The sequence below is a fragment of the Pseudomonas putida genome (assembly GCF_028682635.1).
GTDB lineage: Bacteria > Pseudomonadota > Gammaproteobacteria > Pseudomonadales > Pseudomonadaceae > Aquipseudomonas > Aquipseudomonas putida_AE.
In genome coordinates, this window is sequence record NZ_JANHLK010000012.1 from 201,341 (window position 1) to 222,776 (window position 21,436).

The 21,436-nt window shown below is 61.7% G+C and carries 17 protein-coding genes; 7 read left to right on the forward strand and 10 right to left on the reverse strand.

Going from position 1 to position 21,436, the window contains the following annotated elements:
• Positions 1 to 81: 81 nt before the first annotated feature.
• From NPS56_RS17140 to ilvD, 3 genes are all read left to right on the forward strand, one after another.
• Positions 82 to 1,278 (forward strand): class I SAM-dependent rRNA methyltransferase, encoded by a 1,197-nt coding sequence (locus tag NPS56_RS17140; protein ID WP_046818366.1) that lies wholly within the window; start codon positions 82 to 84, stop codon positions 1,276 to 1,278.
• Positions 1,279 to 1,415: 137 nt separating this feature from the next.
• Positions 1,416 to 2,624, forward strand: coding sequence for an MFS transporter (locus tag NPS56_RS17145; protein ID WP_274075679.1), 1,209 nt, complete (start codon positions 1,416 to 1,418; stop codon positions 2,622 to 2,624).
• A 241-nt stretch (positions 2,625 to 2,865) separates the two neighbouring features.
• Complete coding sequence (ilvD, locus tag NPS56_RS17150; RefSeq protein ID WP_046818369.1) at positions 2,866 to 4,707, forward strand: dihydroxy-acid dehydratase; 1,842 nt, start codon at positions 2,866 to 2,868, stop codon at positions 4,705 to 4,707.
• 57 nt (positions 4,708 to 4,764) lie between these two features.
• Here ilvD and NPS56_RS17155 read toward each other — a convergent pair whose 3' ends face one another.
• Both NPS56_RS17155 and NPS56_RS17160 read right to left on the reverse strand, forming a co-directional pair.
• Positions 4,765 to 5,052, reverse strand: coding sequence for a DUF6124 family protein (locus NPS56_RS17155; RefSeq protein WP_274075680.1), 288 nt, complete (start codon positions 5,050 to 5,052; stop codon positions 4,765 to 4,767).
• A gap of 553 nt (positions 5,053 to 5,605) precedes the next feature.
• On the reverse strand, positions 5,606 to 6,661 hold the full coding sequence (locus NPS56_RS17160) for a haloacid dehalogenase-like hydrolase (RefSeq protein WP_274075681.1): 1,056 nt from the start codon (positions 6,659 to 6,661) through the stop codon (positions 5,606 to 5,608).
• Between the two features lie 241 nt (positions 6,662 to 6,902).
• Here NPS56_RS17160 and NPS56_RS17165 point away from each other — a divergent pair, with 241 nt between their 5' ends.
• On the forward strand, positions 6,903 to 8,294 hold the full coding sequence (locus NPS56_RS17165) for an L-cystine transporter (RefSeq protein WP_274075682.1): 1,392 nt from the start codon (positions 6,903 to 6,905) through the stop codon (positions 8,292 to 8,294).
• A gap of 104 nt (positions 8,295 to 8,398) precedes the next feature.
• On the opposite strand, the gene NPS56_RS17170 is transcribed toward NPS56_RS17165, so the two are convergent.
• On the reverse strand, positions 8,399 to 8,911 hold the full coding sequence (locus NPS56_RS17170; RefSeq protein WP_274075683.1) for a dihydrofolate reductase: 513 nt from the start codon (positions 8,909 to 8,911) through the stop codon (positions 8,399 to 8,401).
• A gap of 85 nt (positions 8,912 to 8,996) precedes the next feature.
• On the opposite strand from NPS56_RS17170, the gene NPS56_RS17175 reads away from it, so the two are divergent.
• A complete protein-coding gene (locus NPS56_RS17175) occupies positions 8,997 to 10,367 on the forward strand; it encodes a DUF2868 domain-containing protein (protein WP_274075684.1) in 1,371 nt (456 codons plus the stop codon).
• A complete protein-coding gene (locus NPS56_RS17180; RefSeq protein WP_274075685.1) occupies positions 10,360 to 11,736 on the forward strand; it encodes a GTPase/DUF3482 domain-containing protein in 1,377 nt (458 codons plus the stop codon). Before NPS56_RS17175 ends, NPS56_RS17180 begins: the two co-directional genes overlap by 8 nt.
• 115 nt (positions 11,737 to 11,851) lie before the next feature.
• On the opposite strand, the gene NPS56_RS17185 is transcribed toward NPS56_RS17180, so the two are convergent.
• The 7 genes from NPS56_RS17185 to NPS56_RS17215 all read right to left on the reverse strand — a co-directional run bounded on the left by NPS56_RS17185 (position 11,852) and on the right by NPS56_RS17215 (position 20,856).
• Positions 11,852 to 12,409, reverse strand: a complete 558-nt coding sequence (locus NPS56_RS17185; RefSeq protein ID WP_274075686.1) for a phosphonate degradation HD-domain oxygenase — start codon at positions 12,407 to 12,409, stop codon at positions 11,852 to 11,854.
• The gene (locus NPS56_RS17190) at positions 12,409 to 13,542 is read right to left on the reverse strand and encodes a TIGR03364 family FAD-dependent oxidoreductase (protein ID WP_274075687.1); all 1,134 of its coding nucleotides are present in this window, start codon (positions 13,540 to 13,542) and stop codon (positions 12,409 to 12,411) included. The genes NPS56_RS17185 and NPS56_RS17190 overlap by 1 nt, the downstream gene beginning before the upstream one ends.
• Before the next feature lie 118 nt (positions 13,543 to 13,660).
• On the reverse strand, positions 13,661 to 14,686 hold the full coding sequence (locus NPS56_RS17195; RefSeq protein ID WP_274075688.1) for a putative 2-aminoethylphosphonate ABC transporter substrate-binding protein: 1,026 nt from the start codon (positions 14,684 to 14,686) through the stop codon (positions 13,661 to 13,663).
• Between the two features lie 33 nt (positions 14,687 to 14,719).
• Positions 14,720 to 16,444 (reverse strand): putative 2-aminoethylphosphonate ABC transporter permease subunit, encoded by a 1,725-nt coding sequence (locus NPS56_RS17200; RefSeq protein WP_274075689.1) that lies wholly within the window; start codon positions 16,442 to 16,444, stop codon positions 14,720 to 14,722.
• The gene (locus NPS56_RS17205) at positions 16,444 to 17,520 is read right to left on the reverse strand and encodes a putative 2-aminoethylphosphonate ABC transporter ATP-binding protein (RefSeq protein WP_274075690.1); all 1,077 of its coding nucleotides are present in this window, start codon (positions 17,518 to 17,520) and stop codon (positions 16,444 to 16,446) included. Before NPS56_RS17205 ends, NPS56_RS17200 begins: the two co-directional genes overlap by 1 nt.
• Before the next feature lie 197 nt (positions 17,521 to 17,717).
• A complete protein-coding gene (locus tag NPS56_RS17210; protein ID WP_274075691.1) occupies positions 17,718 to 18,581 on the reverse strand; it encodes a LysR family transcriptional regulator in 864 nt (287 codons plus the stop codon).
• Positions 18,582 to 18,597: 16 nt separating this feature from the next.
• Positions 18,598 to 20,856 carry a heavy metal translocating P-type ATPase gene (locus tag NPS56_RS17215; protein ID WP_274075692.1) on the reverse strand — a complete coding sequence of 753 codons (2,259 nt, stop codon included), beginning with the start codon at positions 20,854 to 20,856 and terminating at the stop codon, positions 18,598 to 18,600.
• An 85-nt stretch (positions 20,857 to 20,941) separates the two neighbouring features.
• On the opposite strand from NPS56_RS17215, the gene cadR reads away from it, so the two are divergent.
• The gene (gene cadR, locus NPS56_RS17220) at positions 20,942 to 21,391 is read left to right on the forward strand and encodes a Cd(II)/Pb(II)-responsive transcriptional regulator (RefSeq protein ID WP_274075693.1); all 450 of its coding nucleotides are present in this window, start codon (positions 20,942 to 20,944) and stop codon (positions 21,389 to 21,391) included.
• Positions 21,392 to 21,436 lie beyond the last annotated feature (45 nt).

Sequence of the window (21,436 nt, forward strand, 5' to 3'; positions counted from 1 at the left end):
GCCATCAGCGTTTCATCGCCCATAGAACCCGCCACAAGCTTCAACACGCTATACTCCCGCTCTTTTTTCCGGAGCGACGTCATGTCCCTGCCTAGCCTGCGCCTCAAAGCCAACGCCGACCGCCGTCTGCGCAACGGTCATTTGTGGGTCTACAGCAACGAAATCGATGTAGCCGCGACCCCTTTGCACGGTTTCAAGGCCGGCGACCAGGCGATCCTCGAAGCCGCCGGCGGCAAGCCGCTGGGCATCGTCGCCATGAGCCCGAACAACCTGATCTGCGCGCGCCTGCTGTCGCGCGACATCAAGCTGCCGCTCGACAAATCGCTGCTGGTGCATCGCCTCAACGTGGCCCTGTCCCTGCGCGAGCGGCTGTTCGACAAACCGTTCTATCGCCTGGTCTACGGCGACTCCGACCTGCTGCCAGGCCTGGTGGTCGACCGTTTCGGCGACATCCTGGTGGTGCAGATCGCCTCGGCGACCATGGAAGCCCACAAAGACGACGTGATCGCGGCACTGACCCAGGTGCTCAAGCCAAGCGGCATCCTGTTCAAGAACGACTCCGCCGCCCGTGACGCCGAAGGCCTCACCCGCTACGTCGAAACCGTCTTCGGCCTGGTGCCGGAGTGGGTCGCGCTGGAAGAGAACGGCGTGAAATTCGAAGCGCCGGTCATCCAGGGCCAGAAAACCGGCTGGTTCTACGACCACCGCATGAACCGCGCACGCCTGGCACCCTACGCCAAGGGCAAGCGCGTACTCGACCTGTACAGCTACATCGGCGGCTGGGGCGTGCAAGCGGCCGCGTTCGGCGCCAGTGAAGTGTTCTGCGTCGACGCCTCGGCCTTCGCCCTCGACGGCGTCGAGCGCAACGCCGCACTGAACGGTTTCGCCGAGAAAATGACCTGCATCGAAGGCGACGTTTTCGAAGCCCTGAAAGAGCTGAAAGCCAGCGAAGAGCGCTTCGACGTGATCGTGGCCGACCCGCCCGCGTTCATCAAACGCAAGAAAGACATGAAAAACGGCGAAGGCGCCTACCGCCGCCTGAACGAGCAAGCCATGCGCCTGCTCACCAAGGACGGCATCCTGTTCAGTGCATCGTGCTCGATGCACCTGCCCGAAGACGACCTGCAGAACATCCTGCTGACCAGCGCCCGCCACCTGGATCGCAATATCCAGATGCTCGAACGCGGCGGCCAGGGCCCGGATCATCCGGTGCACCCGGCGATTGCCGAGACGCGTTACATCAAGAGCATCACCTGCCGGTTGCTGCCAAACAGCTAAAACCGCAATCCACTGTAGGAGCGTCGACCGGCTGCTCCTACAGTAGATTCAGACTTGTCCTACGCTCTCCCGCATTGACTTCAGCCCTCATCAAATCAATCCTCGCCTCCCCCCTCGCGGATCGAGAGCGAAGTTTGATGAATCGCCCCATTCACGCCAAAGAAAAATCGTCGTTCATCCTGTTGTTGATGGCCATGACGCTCCTCGCCGTATTCCCTCTCGACGTGGTTCTACCCTCGTTTCCCGCGCTGTCCGAGCACTTTCGTACCACCCCCACCGATATCGCCTTGTCGGTCAGCCTCTTTGCCATCGGCCTGGCGTTTTCGCTTTTGTTGATCGGGCCGCTGTCGGATATGTTCGGGCGCAAGAAGCTGTTGCTCGGAGGAATAGCCTTGGCGGCAGTGGGTGCGACGGGCTGTCTGTTCGCCAGTGATTTCACCTGGTTCCTGGTATTTCGCGTGGTGCAGGCGGTGGGCTGCGGGTCGTTTGCCTTGTCTCAGGCGCTGGTTCAGGACTTGTTCGCCGGCCGGGAGCTGGAGCGCCTGCGGATCTGGATGACCACCGCCGGCGGGATTTTCATCTCCAGTTCGCCGCTGATGGGCACCTGGCTGCAGTTGCATCTGGGTTGGCAGGGCAGTTTTTATGTCTTCATCAGCCTGGCGATCATTGTCTGGTTGAGATCCTGGTTCCTGCTTAGGGAAAGCCGCAGCAGTGAACGCGCACCACGGCGATTTTTCGGCGCCTATTGGCTGCTCCTTTCGGACATCCGCTTTACCGGTTACTGGCTGATTTCCGCCCTCGCCTTCGCCTGCCATTTCTCCTTTCTCATCATCTCACCGATCATTTTCATGGAGCACCTGGACCTTTCCGCCTACCAGTTCGCCTGGGCGCTGCTGTTATATGGTGCGGCCTATGTGATCGGCGGGGTTGTTGCCAGCATCCTGCATCGCCATCTGGAAGGCGGCACGCAAATCATCATCGGCCTGGGTCTGATCGCCCTGTCGGGGCTGGTGATGCTGTGGCTGGCCTGGCAGTTCGGCCTGTCGGCGGCCACTGTGCTGATCCCCATGCTGATCTGTACCGCGGGCACCACCGTTTCCCGGCCCATCGCCAACTCCAGGGCGATGAGTCTCTACCCGCAACACGCCGGCACCTCGACCTCGGCCGGCAGCCTGATGATTTTCATGTGTGGCGGCTTGGTCAGTGCGGTGATCAATCTGGCCAGCGAACACCTGACCACCGCGCTGGGCTTGTGCTTTTTGATCCTGAGCGCGGTGGGGCTGGGATTGAACGCTTTGATCAGTCGGCGTGCGTTGAGCAGTAGCAAAATAACCACGACGGTGTAGGCCGCACGTCTCGTGATGGCTGTCTGCACGCTCGCAGCCATTCCCTCCTGCCGCCAGCCGTGTAGAATCGCGAACATTCATCGCCAGTCATCCCCGGCGGGTTTATGAGCTCAAGCTGAAGCGCGCGGCGATCCCGCAAAGTTATCGGCAACTTCCGGACACGCGGCCATTTCTGAGTGTTCCAGACGTCAATAGAAGCTCACTTCCCTTTTGATACCTGATTAGCCGCCCGGAGTGCTTCATGCCTGATTACCGCTCGAAAACATCCACCCATGGCCGCAACATGGCCGGCGCCCGCGCACTGTGGCGCGCAACGGGGATGAAAGATGACGACTTCAAAAAGCCGATCATCGCCATTGCCAACTCCTTCACCCAGTTCGTACCGGGCCACGTGCACCTGAAAGACCTGGGCCAACTGGTCGCCCGCGAAATCGAACGCGCTGGCGGTGTGGCAAAAGAATTCAACACCATCGCCGTCGATGACGGCATCGCCATGGGCCACGACGGCATGCTGTACTCGCTGCCGAGCCGCGAGATCATCGCCGACTCCGTCGAATACATGGTCAACGCCCACTGCGCCGACGCCATCGTTTGCATCTCCAACTGCGACAAGATCACCCCTGGCATGCTGATGGCGTCCCTGCGCCTGAACATCCCAGTGATCTTCGTGTCCGGCGGTCCGATGGAAGCCGGCAAGACCAAACTCGCCAGCCACGGTCTCGACCTGGTCGACGCCATGGTGATCGCCGCCGACTCCAGCGCTTCTGACGAGAAAGTCGCTGAATACGAGCGTAGCGCCTGCCCGACCTGCGGCTCGTGCTCCGGCATGTTCACCGCCAACTCGATGAACTGCCTGGTCGAGGCCCTGGGCCTGGCATTGCCGGGCAACGGTTCGACCCTGGCCACTCACAGCGACCGCGAGCAGCTGTTCCTGCAGGCCGGGCGCACCATCGTCGAGCTGTGCAAGCGTTACTACGGCGAGAACGACGAGTCGGTGTTGCCGCGCAACATCGCCAACTTCCAGGCGTTCGAGAACGCCATGACCCTGGACATCGCCATGGGCGGTTCCACCAACACCATCCTGCACTTGCTGGCCGCTGCCCAGGAAGCCGAGATCGATTTCGACCTGCGCGACATCGACCGCCTGTCCCGTCACGTGCCGCAACTGTGCAAGGTCGCGCCGAACATCCAGAAGTACCACATGGAAGACGTGCACCGCGCCGGCGGGATCTTCAGCATCCTCGGTTCGCTGGCCCGTGGCGGCTTGCTGCACACCCAGCTGCCGACCGTGCACAGCCGCAGCATGGAAGAAGCCATCGCCAAGTGGGACATCACCCAGACCACCGACGAAGCCGTGCACCACTTCTTCAAGGCAGGTCCCGCAGGCATCCCGACGCAAACCGCGTTCAGCCAGTCGACCCGTTGGGACACCCTGGACGACGACCGTGAAAACGGCTGCATCCGCAGCGTCGAACACGCCTACTCGCAAGAAGGCGGCCTGGCCGTTCTCTACGGCAACATCGCTCTGGACGGCTGCGTGGTGAAAACCGCCGGCGTCGACGAGTCGATCCACGTGTTCGAAGGCAACGCGAAGATCTTCGAAAGCCAGGACAGCGCCGTACGCGGCATCCTCGCCGACGAAGTGAAGGAAGGCGACATCGTCATCATTCGCTACGAAGGCCCGAAAGGCGGCCCGGGCATGCAGGAAATGCTCTACCCGACTTCCTACCTGAAATCCAAAGGCCTGGGCAAAGCCTGCGCCCTGCTCACCGACGGCCGTTTCTCCGGCGGCACCTCGGGCCTGTCCATCGGCCACGCTTCGCCTGAAGCGGCTGCCGGTGGCGCGATTGGCCTGGTGCAGGACGGCGACAAGGTACTGATCGACATCCCGAACCGCTCGATCAACCTGTTGGTCAGCGACGAAGAACTGGCCGCACGCCGTGTCGAGCAGGACAAGAAAGGCTGGAAACCGGTGGAAGTGCGTCCACGTAAAGTGACTACTGCACTGAAGGCTTACGCCCTGCTCGCGACCAGTGCCGACAAGGGTGCTGTGCGTAACAAGGCGATGCTTGACGGGCTGTAAGGCTTAGGCGTCGAACAAAAAATGCCCCGCCAAGTGCGGGGTATTTTTTTGCCTGCGTTAATCCTGCGGGTCGAGGTTATCCAGCGCCTGGTTAACCGCCAGCTCGCCCAGCATGATGACCTGGGCAATCCCCAGCATCGTGCTGCGTTGAGAGCCTTCCAGCAGTGCGGCGAAATCGCTGGCCATGACATTGGCCGAGGCGAGGGATTCGCAGGCGTGGGCCAGGAGGGTTTCGGTGTCGAGGCCGGGGGCGATGATGAAGGTTCGGCTGGGTTTGCGTGGGGTGGCGTTGATTTGGGTGGACAGGTTGTCGGTATTTGGGGGATCGGGGGTAATTTTGAGCATTGATAAAACTCCTTACACCATAAGACAAGGAGCCATCACCCTCGCTACCAAACGAAAGGTGGCGGCCATGCGCAGGTTGGTAGACCGGGGTGTAAGGAAACCGGCGCGCCCGAAAGCGCCCTGTGCATGACCACCATAAAAAGCAGAGACGCAAGAACGTCTGCAAATCATGATGCTTTGCACCCTACACAGCCGGGCTACCAAACCCGATCACTGATGTTCAGCGACAGGTAGACGGTAGAGTCCGGGAGGAAGGCGCACAAGTCGGCGGATTCTGAAGTAGTCGTAGTCCGTTACGCAAGAACGCGCAGGCTGCGACAGTAGGAAGAAGTTGAGCAAGCAGAGGCTTTCATTGCCCCGGCTGACCTCATCGCGAGCAGACTCGCTCCCACAATGGGTCTTCAGCGGACAAGCCATGTGTGACCAATAGGGATCAAACTGTAGGAGCGAGCTTGCTCGCGATGAACGCAAGGACACCGCGTAAAACCAGGAAGTACGCGTTATCGTTAACGACCATCGCGAGCAAGCTCGCTCCTACAGTGAATCAAAACCCTTACTGGATTTCTTGCGGTGTAACGATCACCCAATTCTTGTCTGCGGTCACCGGCAAGCCTTCCTTGGCCTGGGCCGCGGCGTTCTTGGCCATCATGCCCTGGATCTGGGTCATGTACTTGTCCTTGCGGTTGACCCACAGGTGGATGCCGCCCTTGGCCACGTCGACGCTGTGGAACAGCATGTAGCCATCGCTGGTGGGGGTATCGCCGCCGACCAGGACCGGTTTTTTCCATTCATCGATGTAGGTCAGGATTGCCGCTTGTTTACCCGCCATCCAGGTCGCCGGGGTCCACAGGTACGGGGTCAGTTCCAGGCCCAGGTTGGCCTTCTCGTCATATTTGCCGGCGGTGATCTGCTTGCGCGCGGTGGTCAACTCACCGGTCTTGGTGTCCTTGAGCAGCAGCGACACGCCGATCACGTTCTGCGGTTTGACGTTGTAGCCGTACTTCGGATCGGCCGCGACCATGCGCACCAGCTCTTCGGAGGCGGCGGTCATGACATAGACCTCGATGCCGTTCTCCATCAGTTTGTTGTAGAGCTCTTGCTGGCCGGTGAAGATTTTCGGCGGATTGACGTCGAGTTTCTTGACCACATCACCTTCGTAATAAGTGGCCGGCACCGGTTTGCCGGACGCCATCATCTCGTCGACATAGCCCTTGAGTTCTTGCAGCGTAAAGCCGGAGAACACTTGCGCGACCCATGGATAACACACCATGTCGTCGACTTCGCAGAGGCGGTAGTAATAGCTGAACAGGCTTTCCTTGTGGTCGGCGGTGTCCTTGAACGGCATCAGTTTCAGGGAGGGGTCGAGCTTGTCGCGGGTGATCAGGCCCTTGTTTTCCATGAACGGCAACAAAGACTCTTCAAGGTCGTAGCGGTAACTGGTGTTGTCCATGTCGAACACCGCGTAGTTACCCTTGTTGGCATTGGCCGCGATCATCGCGTCCAGCGCCTTGGCCTGATCGGCTGGCCAGTGCTTCAGATCCGTGGCGAGTACCTGGCCGGCAAGGCCCAGGCAAAGTGCGGCAACCAGATATTTCGGTGCGAACTTCATCTGCGTTTCTCCCTGAGTGAAAGAGATCGACGCTAACAAATAAGTGTGACAGTCCTCGTCTGTCAGCGACCGCCAACGTGCGTATCGCGTCAGCTGCATCCCCGAGAGCGACACCGGCTTATTCCAAAAACGACAGTCACCAGACGTTTTTGATATTAATTCATTGTAAATCAAGCTGTTAGGCTTGCCGGTTCGCAGCTGCCCCGGAAGGTAGCTGGCACAAGTCACTTTCGGAGTCCTCATGAATCTGCCGCTGATTCTCAATCTGCTGGTGTTCCTCGCCCTGCTCCTGGGCCTGGCACAAACCCGCCACACCACCTGGAGCCTGGCGAAAAAAGTCCTGCTCGCCCTGGTGCTGGGCGTGGCGTTCGGTGTGGCGTTGCACACTGTCTACGGTGCCGGTAACCCGGTGTTGAAAGCCTCGATCGGCTGGTTCGACCTGGTGGGCAACGGTTATGTGCAGCTACTGCAAATGATCGTGATCCCGCTGGTATTCGCCTCGATCCTCAGCGCTGTGGCTCGCCTGCACAACGCCTCGTCGCTAGGCAAGATCAGCTTCCTGACCATTGGCACGCTGCTGTTCACCACCGCCATCGCGGCCTTGATCGGCATCGGCCTGACCAACCTGTTCGGCCTGACCGCCGAGGGCCTGGTGGCCGGCACCCAGGAAATGGCGCGCCTGCAAACCATCCAGACCGACTACGCCGGCAAGGTCGCGGACCTCAATGTGCCGCAGTTGCTGCTGTCGTTCATTCCGCAAAACCCCTTCGCCGACCTGGCGCGGGCCAAGCCGACGTCGATCATCAGCGTAGTGATCTTTGCGGCGTTCCTCGGGGTCGCGGCTTTGCAGCTGCTCAAGGATGACGTGGAAAAAGGTCAGAAAGTGATCAACGCCATCGACACCCTGCAAGCCTGGGTGATGCGCCTGGTGCGCCTGGTGATGAAGCTGACCCCTTACGGCGTGCTGGCGCTGATGACCAAGGTGGTCGCAGGCTCCAACCTGCAGGACATCATCAAGCTCGGCAGTTTCGTCGTGGTGTCCTACATCGGCCTGGGCCTGATGTTTGTGGTGCATGGCGTGCTGGTGTCGGCGGCGGGGATCAACCCGCTGCGGTTCTTCCGCAAGATCTGGCCGGTGCTGACATTTGCGTTTACCAGCCGTTCGAGCGCCGCGACCATCCCGCTGAGCATCGAAGCGCAGACCAGCCGGCTGGGCATCCCGCAATCCATTGCCAGTTTCGCCGCTTCGTTCGGAGCGACCATTGGCCAGAACGGTTGCGCCGGCCTGTATCCGGCGATGTTGGCGGTGATGGTGGCGCCGACGGTGGGCATCAACCCATTGGACCCGTTGTGGATCGCGACGCTGGTGGCGATTGTCACGCTGAGTTCGGCGGGTGTGGCTGGCGTTGGCGGGGGCGCGACCTTTGCCGCGTTGATCGTGTTGCCGGCGATGGGTTTGCCGGTGTCACTGGTGGCGTTGCTGATTTCGGTCGAGCCGTTGATTGATATGGGGCGTACGGCGTTGAACGTCAGTGGTTCGATGACGGCCGGGGCGATTACCAGCCAGGTGATGCAGCAGACGGATAAAGAGCTGCTGGATGCGGATGAGCATTCGGCATTGGCGCACGCTTAAGTCTTTCATTGCCTGAGCGGGCCTCTTCGCGAGCAAGCCCGCTCCCACAGGGGATGTGTGTCGTTCACAGATCCAATGTGGGAGCGGGCTTGCTCGCGAAGCTTTCAGGCTTTTTCCCAGACTTCGAAGTTGTACGCTGGCTTGTCATCCACAGCCGGATTTTCGGTGCTGGACACCAGCTTCCACTGCCCCGGATCAAACTCCGGAAACCACGCATCCCCTTCCGGGCTCAGCGCCACGCGGGTCAGGTACAACCGATCGGCCTGCGCCAACCCCTGCGCATACAACTGCGCCCCGCCAATCAGCATCAGCTCATCGACGCCCTGCTCCTTCGCCCATTCCTCGGCGCGAACCACCGCGGCCTCCAGCGACGGATAAACCTCCGCGCCTTCGAGCACCAGATCCGCCTGACGGCTGACCACGATGTTCAAGCGCCCCGGCAACGGGCGACCGAGGGAATCCCAGGTCTTGCGGCCCATGATGATCGGCTTGCCCAGGGTAGTGGCCTTGAAGTACTTGAAGTCCCCCGGCAGGTGCCAGGGCATGCTGTTGTCGACGCCGATCACACGGTTTTCACCGAGGGCTGCGATCAGGCTGAGGGGGAGTGATTTAGTCATGCCGGCGAGGATACCAGAGCCTCGCTTTCCCCGATAAGCGCCACAGCGGTTATGCTCACAGTTCAATTAAGCGACGGGATGCCGCGTGACTGAACTGAATACTCTCTGGCTGACAGAAACCATCCGCCTGCGCGAAGAACACGCCGGGCCCCTGGAAGATCTGGAAGCCAACCGATTGGCCCGCAGCGCCGGCGGCGATCTGCCGACGCGCATTCAACGCCGCGCCCTGTGGCTGGCCGAGCGCGATGGCCTGGCTGATGCCCTCAAACACTGGCAACAAGGCGCGCGACTGGCGCTGATCGTTATGGCGGTGCTGGCCGTGGTCAGCGGCGCCGGCCTGGCCTTTGCCGCCATGGGCGACGGCCTGCACCCGGTGAATGTGTTCTGGGCGCTGGGCAGCCTGCTCGGGCTCAACCTGATCCTGCTGCTGAGCTGGGCCCTGGGCCTGGTGTTTGCCGGCGAACACGGCGCCAGCCTCGGGCGCCTGTGGTTGTGGCTCAGCGAAAAACTCGCCCGGGACGCCAAGGCCGCGCAACTGGCGCCAGCCCTGCTGCTGTTGCTGCAACGCCGGAAACTCAATCGCTGGGCCATCGGCGTACTGGTCAATGGCCTGTGGTTATTGGCGATGCTCAGTGCCCTGGTGATTCTGTTGACGTTGATGGCCACCCGACGCTACGGCTTCGTCTGGGAAACCACGATCCTCAGTGCCGACACCTTCATTGCCGTGACCCAGGCCCTCGGCGCGCTACCGGCCTTGCTCGGCTTCAGCGTGCCCACCGAGGCGATGATCCGCGCCAGTGGCGACGCCGCACTGAACATCGAAAGTGCCCGCCAAGCCTGGGCGGCGTGGTTGGTGGGTGTGTTACTGGTCTACGGCGTAGTGCCGCGCCTGGTGCTGGCGCTGTTTTGTCTGTGGCGCTGGAAGTCCGCCCGCACAAGCCTGCAGCTTGACCTGAACCTGCCAGGTTATGCCCAACTGCGCGAACGGCTGATGCCCACCAGCGAACGCCTGGGTGTCAGCGATGCCGCGCCAGCACAACTTCATCGAGTGCAAAGCGGCGTCAGCGAACAGCACAGCGATGGCGCACTCTTGGTCGCCATCGAGCTGGACGACGACCGTCCGTGGCCGCCCCAACTGGCGAAGAACGTCAGCAACGCCGGGATCCTCGACAGCCGCGAATCGCGCAACAAACTCCTCGAGCAATTGAGCCGTTTTCCTCCTGCGCGCCTGGCGATCGCGTGCGATCCACGGCGCTCGCCGGACCGCGGCAGCCTGGCGCTGATCGCCGAACTGGCCCGCAGCGCCAGCGCCACCCGCGTGTGGTTGTTGCAGGCGCCGCCCGGGGAAGAGCTGGACGCCGAACGCCTGGGCGACTGGCATGTGGCGCTGCAACAGCTGGAATTGCCGTTCGCCGATTGCGCTCCGATGAACTGGCTGGAGACGGGTCATGACTGACACCAGCAAGCAGCCCCTGAAACTCGCCGTGGTCGGCCACACCAACGTCGGCAAAACCTCGTTGTTGCGCACCCTGACCCGCGATGTCGGTTTCGGCGAAGTGTCCCACCGCCCCAGCACCACGCGGCATGTCGAAGGTGCGCGCTTGTCGGTGGACGGCGAGCCGTTGCTGGATCTTTACGACACGCCCGGCCTGGAAGACGCCATCGCCCTGCTCGACTACCTCGAACGCCTGGAGCGTCCCGGCGAGCGACTGGATGGCCCGGCGCGGCTGGCGCGTTTTCTTGAGGGCAGCGAAGCCCGGCAGCGTTTCGAACAGGAGGCCAAGGTGCTGCGCCAGTTGCTGGCGTCGGACGCCGGGCTCTATGTGATCGACGCCCGGGAACCGGTCCTGGCCAAGTATCGCGATGAGCTGGAAGTGCTGGCCAGCTGCGGCAAACCCCTGCTGCCGGTGCTGAATTTTGTCAGCAGCGCCAACCACCGCGAGCCGGCGTGGCGTGAAGCCCTGGCGCGCCTGGGTTTGCATGCGCTGGTTCGCTTCGACAGCGTCGCACCGCCGGAGGACGGCGAGCGCCGGCTCTATGAAAGCCTGGCGCTGCTGCTGGAAACCGCACGGCCACAACTGGAACGCCTGATCGCCGACCAGCAGGCACAACGCCTGGCCCGTGAGCGCAGTGCGGTACGGTTGATTGCCGAATTGCTGATCGATTGCGCCGCTTGCCGACGCAGCGTGGTCAGCGATGCGCAACAGGAACAACAGGCGATCGATGAACTGCGCAAGGCCGTGCGCCAACGCGAGCAGCGTTGTGTCGAAGCGCTGCTCAAGCTCTACGCGTTTCGCCCGCAGGACGCTGCGGCGAGTGATCTGCCGCTGCTCGATGGCCGTTGGGGCGATGACTTGTTCAACCCCGAAACCCTCAAGCAACTGGGCGTGCGGGTGGGCGGTGGTATCGCTGCCGGTGCCGCCGCGGGGGCCGGCGTCGACTTGCTGGTCGGCGGCCTGACGCTCGGTGCTGCCGCGCTGGCCGGGGCGATCGCCGGTGGCGCCCTGCAAACCGCGCGCAGTTATGGCAGCCGCTTGCTGGGCAAGATCAAGGGCCAGCGCGAACTGACGGTGGATGACAGCGTGTTGCGGCTGCTGGCGTTGCGTCAGCGGCAACTGCTGCAAGCGCTGAACGCCCGTGGGCATGCGGCGATGGACAGCATTCAGGTGGCCACGCCGCAGGACAAGAGTTGGCGGGAAGGTAAATTGCCCGAGGCCCTGAACAGGGCGCGGGCGCATCCGCAGTGGTCTTCGCTTAATGCGCATCCGAAGTTGAATCAGGCGGAGCGGCAGGAGCAGGTTGAGGTACTTGCGCAGCAGCTCTAGTGGCCTGACCGGCCTCTTCGCGAGCAAGCCCGCTCCCACATTGAATTTGCGGCGATCACAAATCCAATGTGGGAGCGGGCTTGCTCGCGAATGCAGCAACTCGGTATCACAGGCTTTACGCCGCCAGCAGGCGCGATGCTTTGCCCTTCAACACCGCCAGATCAATCACCGGCACATGCATCTCCTTGGCCAGCTCATCCCACTGACGCATGCGCAAACTGACCGCGCACAACGGGTCCTGCTCGAATGCATCGGCCTCGGCCTCGGACATCACGCCGCCCTGATATTCCAAGGTGCGACGGCTGGCTTCGCTCAGACGCTCGTAATACCCCGGCTCTCTGAGCGTCAGATAGCGCTTGGCTTGAACGTGATATTCCACCAACCGCGCCATCCGCTCGCTGAAACCTGCACGGCGCAAATAATCAGCGCCCAACCGCTCATGACTCACTATGCCGAAGCCGCCCATGTTCTCGGCACTGTCGGTACAGATATGCCCGATGTCGTGAAAAAACGCTGCCAACACCACTTCGTCATCGAAGCCTTCGGCCATCGCCAGTTGCGCGGCCTGGGACATGTGCTCGATCTGCGACACCGGCTCGCCGATGTAGTCGCTGCCACCGAAGCGCTCGTACAAAGCGAACACTTCGGCGATTACCTGCTCGTTGCGTTGCATCAGATTTCTCCCAACAGGGTGGCGACGTTACGTTCGGCCATGGCCGGCCCGACACTCATGCCGACGCCGGTGTGCATCAATGCCACAGCCAGGCCTTTTGCCGGACGCAGGAACGAAAACGGTCCCGGCCCCTGTGAACCATAGACACCCTGCCAGCGTTCGACCACTTGCACTTTGCAGCCCAACGTCTGCTCGGCCAACTCGATCATCCAGTCGTCGACCTGCTCGGCATTGAAGGGCGACGGATCACTGCCGTAATGGTGGGAGTCGCCAATGATCAACTCGCCATAGGGCGTCGGGCTGATCAGCAGGTGAATGCCATGTTCATGCAAGTGCGGCGCGTGTAGCAGGATCTCGGCCTGCACCGCCGCGGCTTCGGGCAAATCGGCGAAGGCAACGTAATGCACGCAGCTCAAACCGGTGAGCACTGCGTGTTGCAGGTTAAGGTTGATCTGCGGCCGGGCGCGGAGCATTTGCAGGCGGCAGATTTGCGGGTCGAGCTGGGCGATCTGCTCGGCCAGCAACGTCTGATAGTCGTGACCGGAACAGAGGATAATCTGCTCGCCACTGAAACTGCCGGCGGTGCTGTGCAGGCGGCCCGGTTCGATGTCGCGCACCAGGGTGGAGAAGTGAAACTCGACGCCCAGGTCGCGACGCAAAAAGTCGATCAGCGCCGGAATCGCTTCACGCGAATACAGCTGCTGGTCGTCCATGCCGTGCAACGCCGCGCGGTGATGGCGGAACTGGCCGCTGTACAGATCGGCCAATTGGGCGCCACGCAGCAGTTCGACGCGGTAGCCATGTTCCACGGCGCGACCGGCGCAGAAGGCTTCCAGCAACTGTTCTTCGGCTTCGGTGCGGGCGAACAGGTATGAGCCGTTGCGCTTGAGTTGCAGGCCGGCGAGCTGCGCCCAGTCGCCCCAGATGTCGCGACTGGCCCGGGCCAGCTCCAGCATCGGGCCCGGGGGTTGGCCGGTGACCAATGCTTGGCCGAAGTTGCGCACCGATGCGCCTAGAGGCGTTGCGCTGCGTTCGAAAACCCTGACCTTAAGACCGCGCTTGGCGGCGGCATAGGCATGGGACAGGCCCAGGATGCCGGCGCCGATGATCAGCATGTCGTTGTGTTGTGTCATCTAGAGGTGTCCTGAATTCAAAGCCGCCTTCGCTGGCAAGCCAGCTCCTACAAGGGGTATGCGTTTACCTGTAGGAGCTGGCTTGCCAGCGAAGAGGTCCTGTCAGCCGATGAAGATCTTACTTGGCCGCCACTTTCTCGGACTTGCCGTCATAACGCTTGCGCCATTCGGTCAGGATCTCGTCACGGTTTTTCGAAGCCCAGGCGAAGTCGTTCTTGATCAAACGCTGCTCGTAGTCCGCTGGCAGTTCGGTCTGCGGCTTGGCAATGCCTGGCTGCGCAAGAACCGCGAAGTTCTCCTTGTACAGATCCATCGCTTCGGCGCTGGCGGAGAAATCAGCCAGTTTCTTCGCCGCTTCTTCATGTGGAGTGCCCTTGATCACGGCCGTCGCTTCGATCTCCCAACCCAGGCCTTCCTTCGGCAGGATGATGTCCAGCGGTGCGCCTTGGCGTTTCAGCTGAACAGCCGGGTATTCAAAGGAAATGCCGATCGGGAATTCCCCTGCCGCCGCCAGTTTGCAAGGCTTGGAACCAGAGTGAACGTACTGGCCGATGTTCTGGTGCAGGCCGTCCATGTACGCCCAGCCCTGCTTCTCGCCGAAAGTCTGCAGCCAGGCGCTGACGTCGAGGAAACCGGTGCCGGACGATGCCGGGTTAGGCATGACGATCTTGCCTTTGTATTCAGGCTTGGTCAGGTCCTGCCAGCTCACGGGCTTGGTCAGGCCCTGTTTCTCGGCTTCGACGGTGTTGAAGCAAATGGTCGCGGCCCAGACGTCCATGCCGACCCAGGCTGGCGGGTTGGCGGCGTCGCGGTAGTTCGCGCCGATCTTGCCCAGGTCCTTCGGTGCGTAGCTTTGCAGCATGCCTTGCTGGTCGAGGATCGCCAGGCTCGAAGCGGCCAGGCCCCACACGGCGTCAGCCTGCGGACGGGCTTTTTCGGCCAGCAGTTTGGCGGTGATGATGCCGGTGGAATCGCGCACCCATTTGATCTCGACGTCCGGGTTGGCCTTTTCGAAAGCTTCTTTGTAGGTCTTCAGTTGCTCGGCTTCGAGGGCGGTGTACACCGTCAACTCGGTTTTCGCCGCAAAGGCGTTCAGGCTGAAAGCGGTGAGGACAGCAGCGGCCAGGGCCATAGGCTTGAACATGATCTTTTCCTGTATGTGAGTTGAGGGTATGAATCAGTGACCGGGCGCGGTCTGCCGCCAGGCTTGCGAGCGGCGCAGCAAACCGCGCGAAGCCCAGGCCAGCAGCAGGGACACGCCCGCCGAGGTGAACAGAATCAGGGTCGACATCGCCGCCGCACCGCCGACGTTGCCGGCGTCGTCCATGTTCAGCACCGCGACCGCCGCGAGGATGGTGTCGGGGCTGTAGAGGAAGATCGCCGCCGAGACGGTGGTCATGGCCGAGACGAACAGGTAGCGCACGATGTCCAGCAGCGCGGGCAGACAGATCGGCACGGTGACCCGCAGGTAGTGCCGATACAGCGGCGCCTTGAGCGACAGCGAGGCCGCTTCGAACTCGGCATCGAGTTGTCGCAGCGCGGTGGTGGCGGTCATTTGCGCAGTGGTCAAATAGTGAGCAATGGTGCAGACCACCAGCAGGGTCATGGTCCCGTAGAGCACGTGCAGCGGGTTGCCGGTGAGGTTGAAGAAGAAGACGTAACCCAGGCCCAGCACCAGCCCCGGCACCGCCATCGGTACGAAACTGAGCATTCGCAGGGTCAGGTTAAGCCCGCGCTGGCCCCTGGTTTTTTCCATCAGGTAGGCACCGGTGAAAATCAGCACACTGCCGATCAGCGCCGTGCACAACGCCATCTTCACGCTGTTGCCATAGGCCAGCCAGCCACCGCCGGCGGTTTCGTTGAACTGGTAGTGGTTGAGCGACAGCGACAGGTTGTACGGCCAGAACTTCACCAGGGACGAGAACACCGCCATGCCGAACACCAGCAGCAAGGCGCTGCAGATCAGCAGGACCACGACCAGGTAGCAGCCGTCGCGCAGTTTCGAGGGCGCAGGCTTGAACACCTGGGCACGACCGCTCATGGAATCGCCATGACGGCGACGCAACCAGGCATCGACCCCGAAGCTGAACAGCGCCGGCAGCAACAGCACCATGCCGATCAATGCGCCGCGACCGAACTGTTGCTGGCCGACCACCGCCTTATAGGCTTCCAACGCCAGCACCTGATAGTCGCCACCGACCACCACGGGTACGCCGAAGTCAGTGATGGTCAGGGTGAACACCAGGCAGAACGCGGCGAATATCGCCTGGCGGGTCGCTGGCCAGGTGATACTGCGGAAAGCTTTTGCCGGGCTGGCACCCATGCTGGAAGCGGCATCGAACAGGCGCGCATCCGCCAGGGACAGGGCCGACAGCAGGATCATCAAGGCATGCGGAAAGGTGTAGATGACTTCACCGAGCACAATGCCCCAGAAGCCGTAGATGTTGTCCGAGAGCAGGCTACGCAGCATGCCCTGGTTGCCGAACAGGTACACCAGCGCGATGCCGGGCAGCATCGACGGCGCCATCAACGGCAGCAGCGAAATGCCACGCCAGATGCCTTTGCCGGGAATCAGGGTGCGTTGCAGTGCGTAGGCAAACAGGTAGGCCAGCGGTACGACAATGGCCGCCACGCTGAGGGACACCTTCAGGCTGTTGCCGAGCAACCAGTGGAAGTTCTCGCTGGTCACCAGCTCTTTGGCAGCGACCCAACCACCCCCCTGCCCGGCCTCGGCGCTGAAGCCACGCCAGAAGATCGCCAGCAACGGCATCAATACGGCGACGCCCAACAACGTCAGCAGAAGGACTTTGCCGCCGACCACGAACAGCCGGTCACCGATCTCGGCACGGGAAGTCTGCCGCACCTGATTTTGCGGCAGTGGCAGCGCGATATTCGCGCTCATCAGGCAAACACCTGCAGGCTGCGTGGCGGCAAGGCGACCATGATCTGCTGGGCGCCCAGGCGCGGCATGGCTTCCGGTGCCAGCTCCGCCAACAGCGCATGACCCGGCAATTGATCGAGTTCGAAACTCATGCGGCAACGGTTACCGAGGAAGGTGATTTCCCGAACCTTGGCCGGGAACAGGTTTTCCTCGTGCACCAGCGGGTTGACGTTGATCGCTTCCGGACGGCAGAACAGACGGCCCGACGCGGTCTTGGCGCCGCCATCGGCCAGGCGCATGTTCATCCCGCCGACCTGGGCGTGGCTGTCGCTGCTGCGCTGGAACGGCAGCCAGTTGCCCTGGCCGACGAACTCCGCCACGAACGGCGTGGCCGGGCGGTTGTAGATTTCCTGCGGCGTGGCGTACTGCTCGACCTTGCCGTTGTTCATCACGGCAATGCGGTCGGCCATCAGCATGGCCTCGTCCTGATTGTGGGTCACCATCAGGGTTGTGATGCCGAGGCTGCGTTGCAGCTGGCGCAGCTCGGTGCACAGGTGCTCACGCACGCGGGCATCGAGGGCCGACATCGGTTCGTCCAGCAGCAACAGCGAAGGTGCCGGGGCCAGGGCGCGAGCCAGCGCCACTCGCTGCTGCTGGCCGCCGGACAATTGGCCGGGGTACTTTTTCTCGCTGCCGCCAAGGCCGACCAGTTCCAGCATCTGACCAACGCGCTGGCGCACCTGGTCGCGACCACTACCGGCCAGGCCGTAGGCAATGTTCGCTTCGACGGTGAGATTGGGAAACAGCGCGTAGGACTGAAACAGAATGCCGTAGTCTCGCGCCTGGGGCGCCAGATGGGAAACGTCGCGATCGCCCAGGTACAGCTCGCCGCTGTCCTGCTTCTCCAGACCGGCGATGCAACGCAGCAAGGTGGTTTTGCCACAGCCCGAAGGCCCCAACAGGCACACCAGTTCACCGGCCGCCACGTCGAGGGAAACGTTGTCCAGCGCGGTAAAGGCGCCAAAGCGCTTCTGTACACCGCGCACCTTCATGGGGGCGCCGGGGTTGGTCAGGGCGGTTGCGATCGAGTTGTTCATGGACGGACCTCATCTGGCAGATGGGGCCATCCTAGGGTTGTAATGCGTCCGTCATGTGGCAGTAAGGCAAAAACCACCGATAGTGGTATTCGAGGATTTTGGTTCGGTGTCTGTGCTGACCCCTTCGCTACAGTTTATCGCATTCCCCTGTAGGAGCTGGCTTGCCAGCGAAGAGGACCGAACAATCACCGCAGAGCTCAGGCAGGGGACATTTCCTGCGCCAACCCCAGGAACGCCGCTGGCAACCGGGCGTTTTTTCTCTCTTTGAGGCAATACAAATATTCAGGAATCTGCGGCGCATCCTCGATCGTCAGCACCCGCAACTGCGGATCGTGCGGCACTTCCTGGCGGGCAATGATGCTGATGCCGATGTTGCGCAACACCGCCTCGCGGATCGACTCGCGGCTGCCGATTTCCAACAGCGGCCCGAAACACACACCGGCGCTCGCGAGCAATTCTTCGGTCAGACGACGGGTGGTCGAACCCGGTTCGCGCATCAACAAGGTATGCCCCGCCAAGGCACCCAGCGACACGTGATCGTGAACCGCCAGCGGATGATTGCGATGCACCGCCAGCACCAGCGGATCACTGCCGAGCACCCGCCGAATCAGCCGCGCATCCTCCAGCAACTGCGAGGACGCCGCGACATCGACCCGATAGTCCTCGAGCGCTTCCAGCACTTGCTGGGAGTTGCCGATCTCCACCGACACTTCCACCTGCGGCAGGCGCTCGCGGAAGGTCTTCACCAGGTCAAGGATGTAATACGGCGCCGTGGCGGCAATGCGCAACGTGCCTTGGACCTGCCCGCTGTTGCGCAGGAAAAACTCGATGTCGGCTTCCTGCTGCAGCAGCGCCTTGACCATCGGCAACAGCCGCGCCCCCTCATCGCTGACGCTGAGACGGCGGCCGCCTCGGTAGAACAATTCAACCGAGTACTGGCTTTCCAGGTTGCGAATCTGGGTGGTCACCGTGGGTTGGCTCAAGCCGAGCTTTTTCGCTGCCAGGGTGATGCTGCCCAGGCGGGCAACCATGTAAAACGCCTTCAGCTCGGCACTCAGCACAACCGTCCCTCATCGTCTATTTGCGCAACAGGCGCAGTCCATTGAACACCACCAACAGGCTCACGCCCATGTCGGCAAACACCGCCATCCACATGGTAGCGAGCCCGGCGAAGGTTACCCCAAGAAAGATCGCCTTGATCACCAATGCCAGGGCGATGTTCTGCTTGAGGATGCTCGAGGTCTGGCGCGACAGGCGAATGAACGCCGGGATTTTACGCAGATCGTCGTCCATCAGGGCGACATCCGCGGTTTCAATGGCTGTGTCGGTACCCGCGGCGGCCATGGCGAAACCAATTTCGGAACGGGCCAATGCCGGCGCGTCATTGATGCCGTCACCCACCATGCCGACGTTATGCCCTTTGGCATACAGCGCTTCGATCGCCTGCAACTTGTCGCTGGGCAGCAGATCGCCCTTGGCCTCGTCGATACCAACCTGCGCGGCAATCGCCTGGGCGGTGTGCACGTTGTCGCCCGTGAGCATCAGGGTCTTGATGCCCAGGTCATGCAGCTGCTGGATCGCTTCGCGGCTGGATTCCTTCACCGTGTCGGCCACGGCGAACAGCGCTAAAGGACCGGATTGATCTAGCAGCAGTACTACGGATTTACCCTGCTTTTCCAGCGCGAACAGCTTCTCCTCCAGCTCGGGCGAGCACAGGTTCAGCTCTTCCACCAGCCGATGGTTGCCCAGGTGATAGGTCTGACCATTGATATCACCGCGCACCCCGCGCCCGGCCAGTGCCTCGAAGTTATCCACAACCAGCGGCGCCAGTTGTTTATCCACAGCCGCATTGGCGATGGCCAGCGACACCGGGTGATCCGAACGACCGGCCAGCGCGGCGGCAAGCGCCGGAGCAGATTCGTCGGCAGTCGGGTCAAGCGACAGATAATCGGTCTGCACCGGCTTGCCATGGGTGATGGTTCCGGTTTTATCCAGCGCCAGGTAATCGAGCTTGTAGCCGCCTTCCAGATAAACGCCACCCTTCACCAGAATGCCCTTGCGCGCGGCGGCGGCGAGCCCGCTGACAATGGTCACCGGGGTGGAAATCACCAGTGCGCAGGGGCACGCAACCACCAGCAACACCAGAGCGCGATAGATCCAGTCGAACCACAACGCGTCCATGAACAGTGGCGGAATCACTGCCACTGCGAGGGCTAGGATGAACACGGCCGGCGTGTAGATTTTCGAAAACTGGTCAACGAATCGCTGGGTGGGTGCCCGCGCGCCTTGAGCCTGTTCGACGGCGTGGATGATCCGCGCCAGCGTCGAATGGTTCGCTTCAGCAGTCACGGCATATTCAAGGGAACCGGCCTGATTGATGGTGCCAGCGAACACCTTGTCGCCAACTGATTTCTCCACCGGCAGGCTTTCACCGGTGATCGGCGCCTGGTCGATGGTCGAACTGCCGGACACAACTTCACCGTCCAGACCGATGCGCTCGCCAGGTCGCACCCTCACCCGCGCACCGAGCTGGATGGTTTTGACATCTTGCGTGGTCCAGCTGCCATCGGCCTGCAACACCGTGGCCTGTTCCGGGGTCATCTGCATCAGGCCGCTGATGGCGTTGCGCGCCCGGTCCAGGGATTTGGCCTCGATCAACTCGGCCACGGTGAACAGGAACATCACCATCGCCGCTTCCGGCCACTGCCCGATGAGGATCGCGCCGGTCACGGCGATACTCATCAGTGCGTTGATGTTCAGGTTGAGGTTCTTAAGCGCGATCCAGCCTTTTTTATAGGTACCGAGGCCGCCGCTGAGGATCGAGACCAGCGCAATGATCGCTACCACCCAGTTAGGCGCAGCGTTGGTGAAATGGATGACTTCGGCGGCCAGCGCGCCAATGCCCGACAGCGCCAGGGGCCACCAGGGCTTTTTCTCTGGGGCCGGCGCGGGTGATTCAACGCCCTTCTCTATCGGCTCGGCCTGCATGCCGAGGGACTTGATGGCGTCGATGATCGGCGCGGTGCTCGGCAGGTCATGGGTGACGCCCAACACACGGTTGATCAGGTTGAATTCCAGCTGCTGCACACCCGCCAGCTTGCCGAGTTTGTTCTGGATCAGTGTTTGCTCGGTCGGACAATCCATGGCCTCAATGCGGAAACTGCTCAGCCGCGCGCCAGCGGTCGGCGTTTCGCTCAACTTGATCAGCGATGGTGCTGCTTTCGACGAACAGCAGGAATCACCATGACTGCCATGGGTATGTTTCTGCACAGGCTGCAGTTTGTGGCTGTGATCGTGCTCAGCCTCGGGTTTGTGGGTATGAAGGGAATCGCTCATCAGGTCGCGTCCTTGAAGGTGCCTGTTGCCAAGTAAAGACCCTGTAGCCACTATAGGGTCAAGCACCCATTTGGAGATTGCCGTCATGAAGATTGGAGAACTCGCCAAACTCACCGACTGCGCCGTAGAAACCATCCGCTACTACGAACGCGAGAACCTGCTGCCGGAGCCGGCCCGCAGTGACGGCAACTACCGCGTCTATACACAGGCCCACGCCGAACGCCTGACCTTCATCCGCAACTGCCGCACCCTCGACATGACCCTCGAGGAAATCCGCAGCCTGCTGGCCTTTCGCGACAGTCCGCAGGATCAGTGTGAAAGCGTGAATGCGTTGATCGACGAGCACATCCACCACGTCAAGGCGCGGATCGATGGGTTGATGGCGTTGCAGACACAGTTGCTCAACCTGCGCCAACGCTGTGGTGAAGGGCCGGATGTCGATCAGTGCGGGATTTTGCAGCGGTTGGAGGTGAGTGGCGGGGTTGTGGCGACGGAGGTGGAGCATTCCCATGTCGGGAGAAGTCATGGGCATTGAGGACGCCATCGCTGGCAAGCCAGCTCCTACAGGTTCGGTGTGATC

What these genes read in the sequence shown, in the direction of transcription:
- NPS56_RS17140 (WP_046818366.1), top strand. Translation starts at nt 82, where the DNA reads ATGTCCCTGCCTAGCCTGCGCCTCAAAGCCAACGCCGACCGCCGTCTG.
- NPS56_RS17145 (WP_274075679.1), top strand. Translation starts at nt 1,416, where the DNA reads ATGAATCGCCCCATTCACGCCAAAGAAAAATCGTCGTTCATCCTGTTG.
- ilvD (WP_046818369.1), top strand. Translation starts at nt 2,866, where the DNA reads ATGCCTGATTACCGCTCGAAAACATCCACCCATGGCCGCAACATGGCC.
- NPS56_RS17155 (WP_274075680.1), bottom strand. Translation starts at nt 5,052, where the DNA reads ATGCTCAAAATTACCCCCGATCCCCCAAATACCGACAACCTGTCCACC.
- NPS56_RS17160 (WP_274075681.1), bottom strand. Translation starts at nt 6,661, where the DNA reads ATGAAGTTCGCACCGAAATATCTGGTTGCCGCACTTTGCCTGGGCCTT.
- NPS56_RS17165 (WP_274075682.1), top strand. Translation starts at nt 6,903, where the DNA reads ATGAATCTGCCGCTGATTCTCAATCTGCTGGTGTTCCTCGCCCTGCTC.
- NPS56_RS17170 (WP_274075683.1), bottom strand. Translation starts at nt 8,911, where the DNA reads ATGACTAAATCACTCCCCCTCAGCCTGATCGCAGCCCTCGGTGAAAAC.
- NPS56_RS17180 (WP_274075685.1), top strand. Translation starts at nt 10,360, where the DNA reads ATGACTGACACCAGCAAGCAGCCCCTGAAACTCGCCGTGGTCGGCCAC.
- NPS56_RS17185 (WP_274075686.1), bottom strand. Translation starts at nt 12,409, where the DNA reads ATGCAACGCAACGAGCAGGTAATCGCCGAAGTGTTCGCTTTGTACGAG.
- NPS56_RS17190 (WP_274075687.1), bottom strand. Translation starts at nt 13,542, where the DNA reads ATGACACAACACAACGACATGCTGATCATCGGCGCCGGCATCCTGGGC.
- NPS56_RS17195 (WP_274075688.1), bottom strand. Translation starts at nt 14,686, where the DNA reads ATGTTCAAGCCTATGGCCCTGGCCGCTGCTGTCCTCACCGCTTTCAGC.
- NPS56_RS17200 (WP_274075689.1), bottom strand. Translation starts at nt 16,444, where the DNA reads ATGAGCGCGAATATCGCGCTGCCACTGCCGCAAAATCAGGTGCGGCAG.
- NPS56_RS17205 (WP_274075690.1), bottom strand. Translation starts at nt 17,520, where the DNA reads ATGAACAACTCGATCGCAACCGCCCTGACCAACCCCGGCGCCCCCATG.
- NPS56_RS17215 (WP_274075692.1), bottom strand. Translation starts at nt 20,856, where the DNA reads ATGAGCGATTCCCTTCATACCCACAAACCCGAGGCTGAGCACGATCAC.
- cadR (WP_274075693.1), top strand. Translation starts at nt 20,942, where the DNA reads ATGAAGATTGGAGAACTCGCCAAACTCACCGACTGCGCCGTAGAAACC.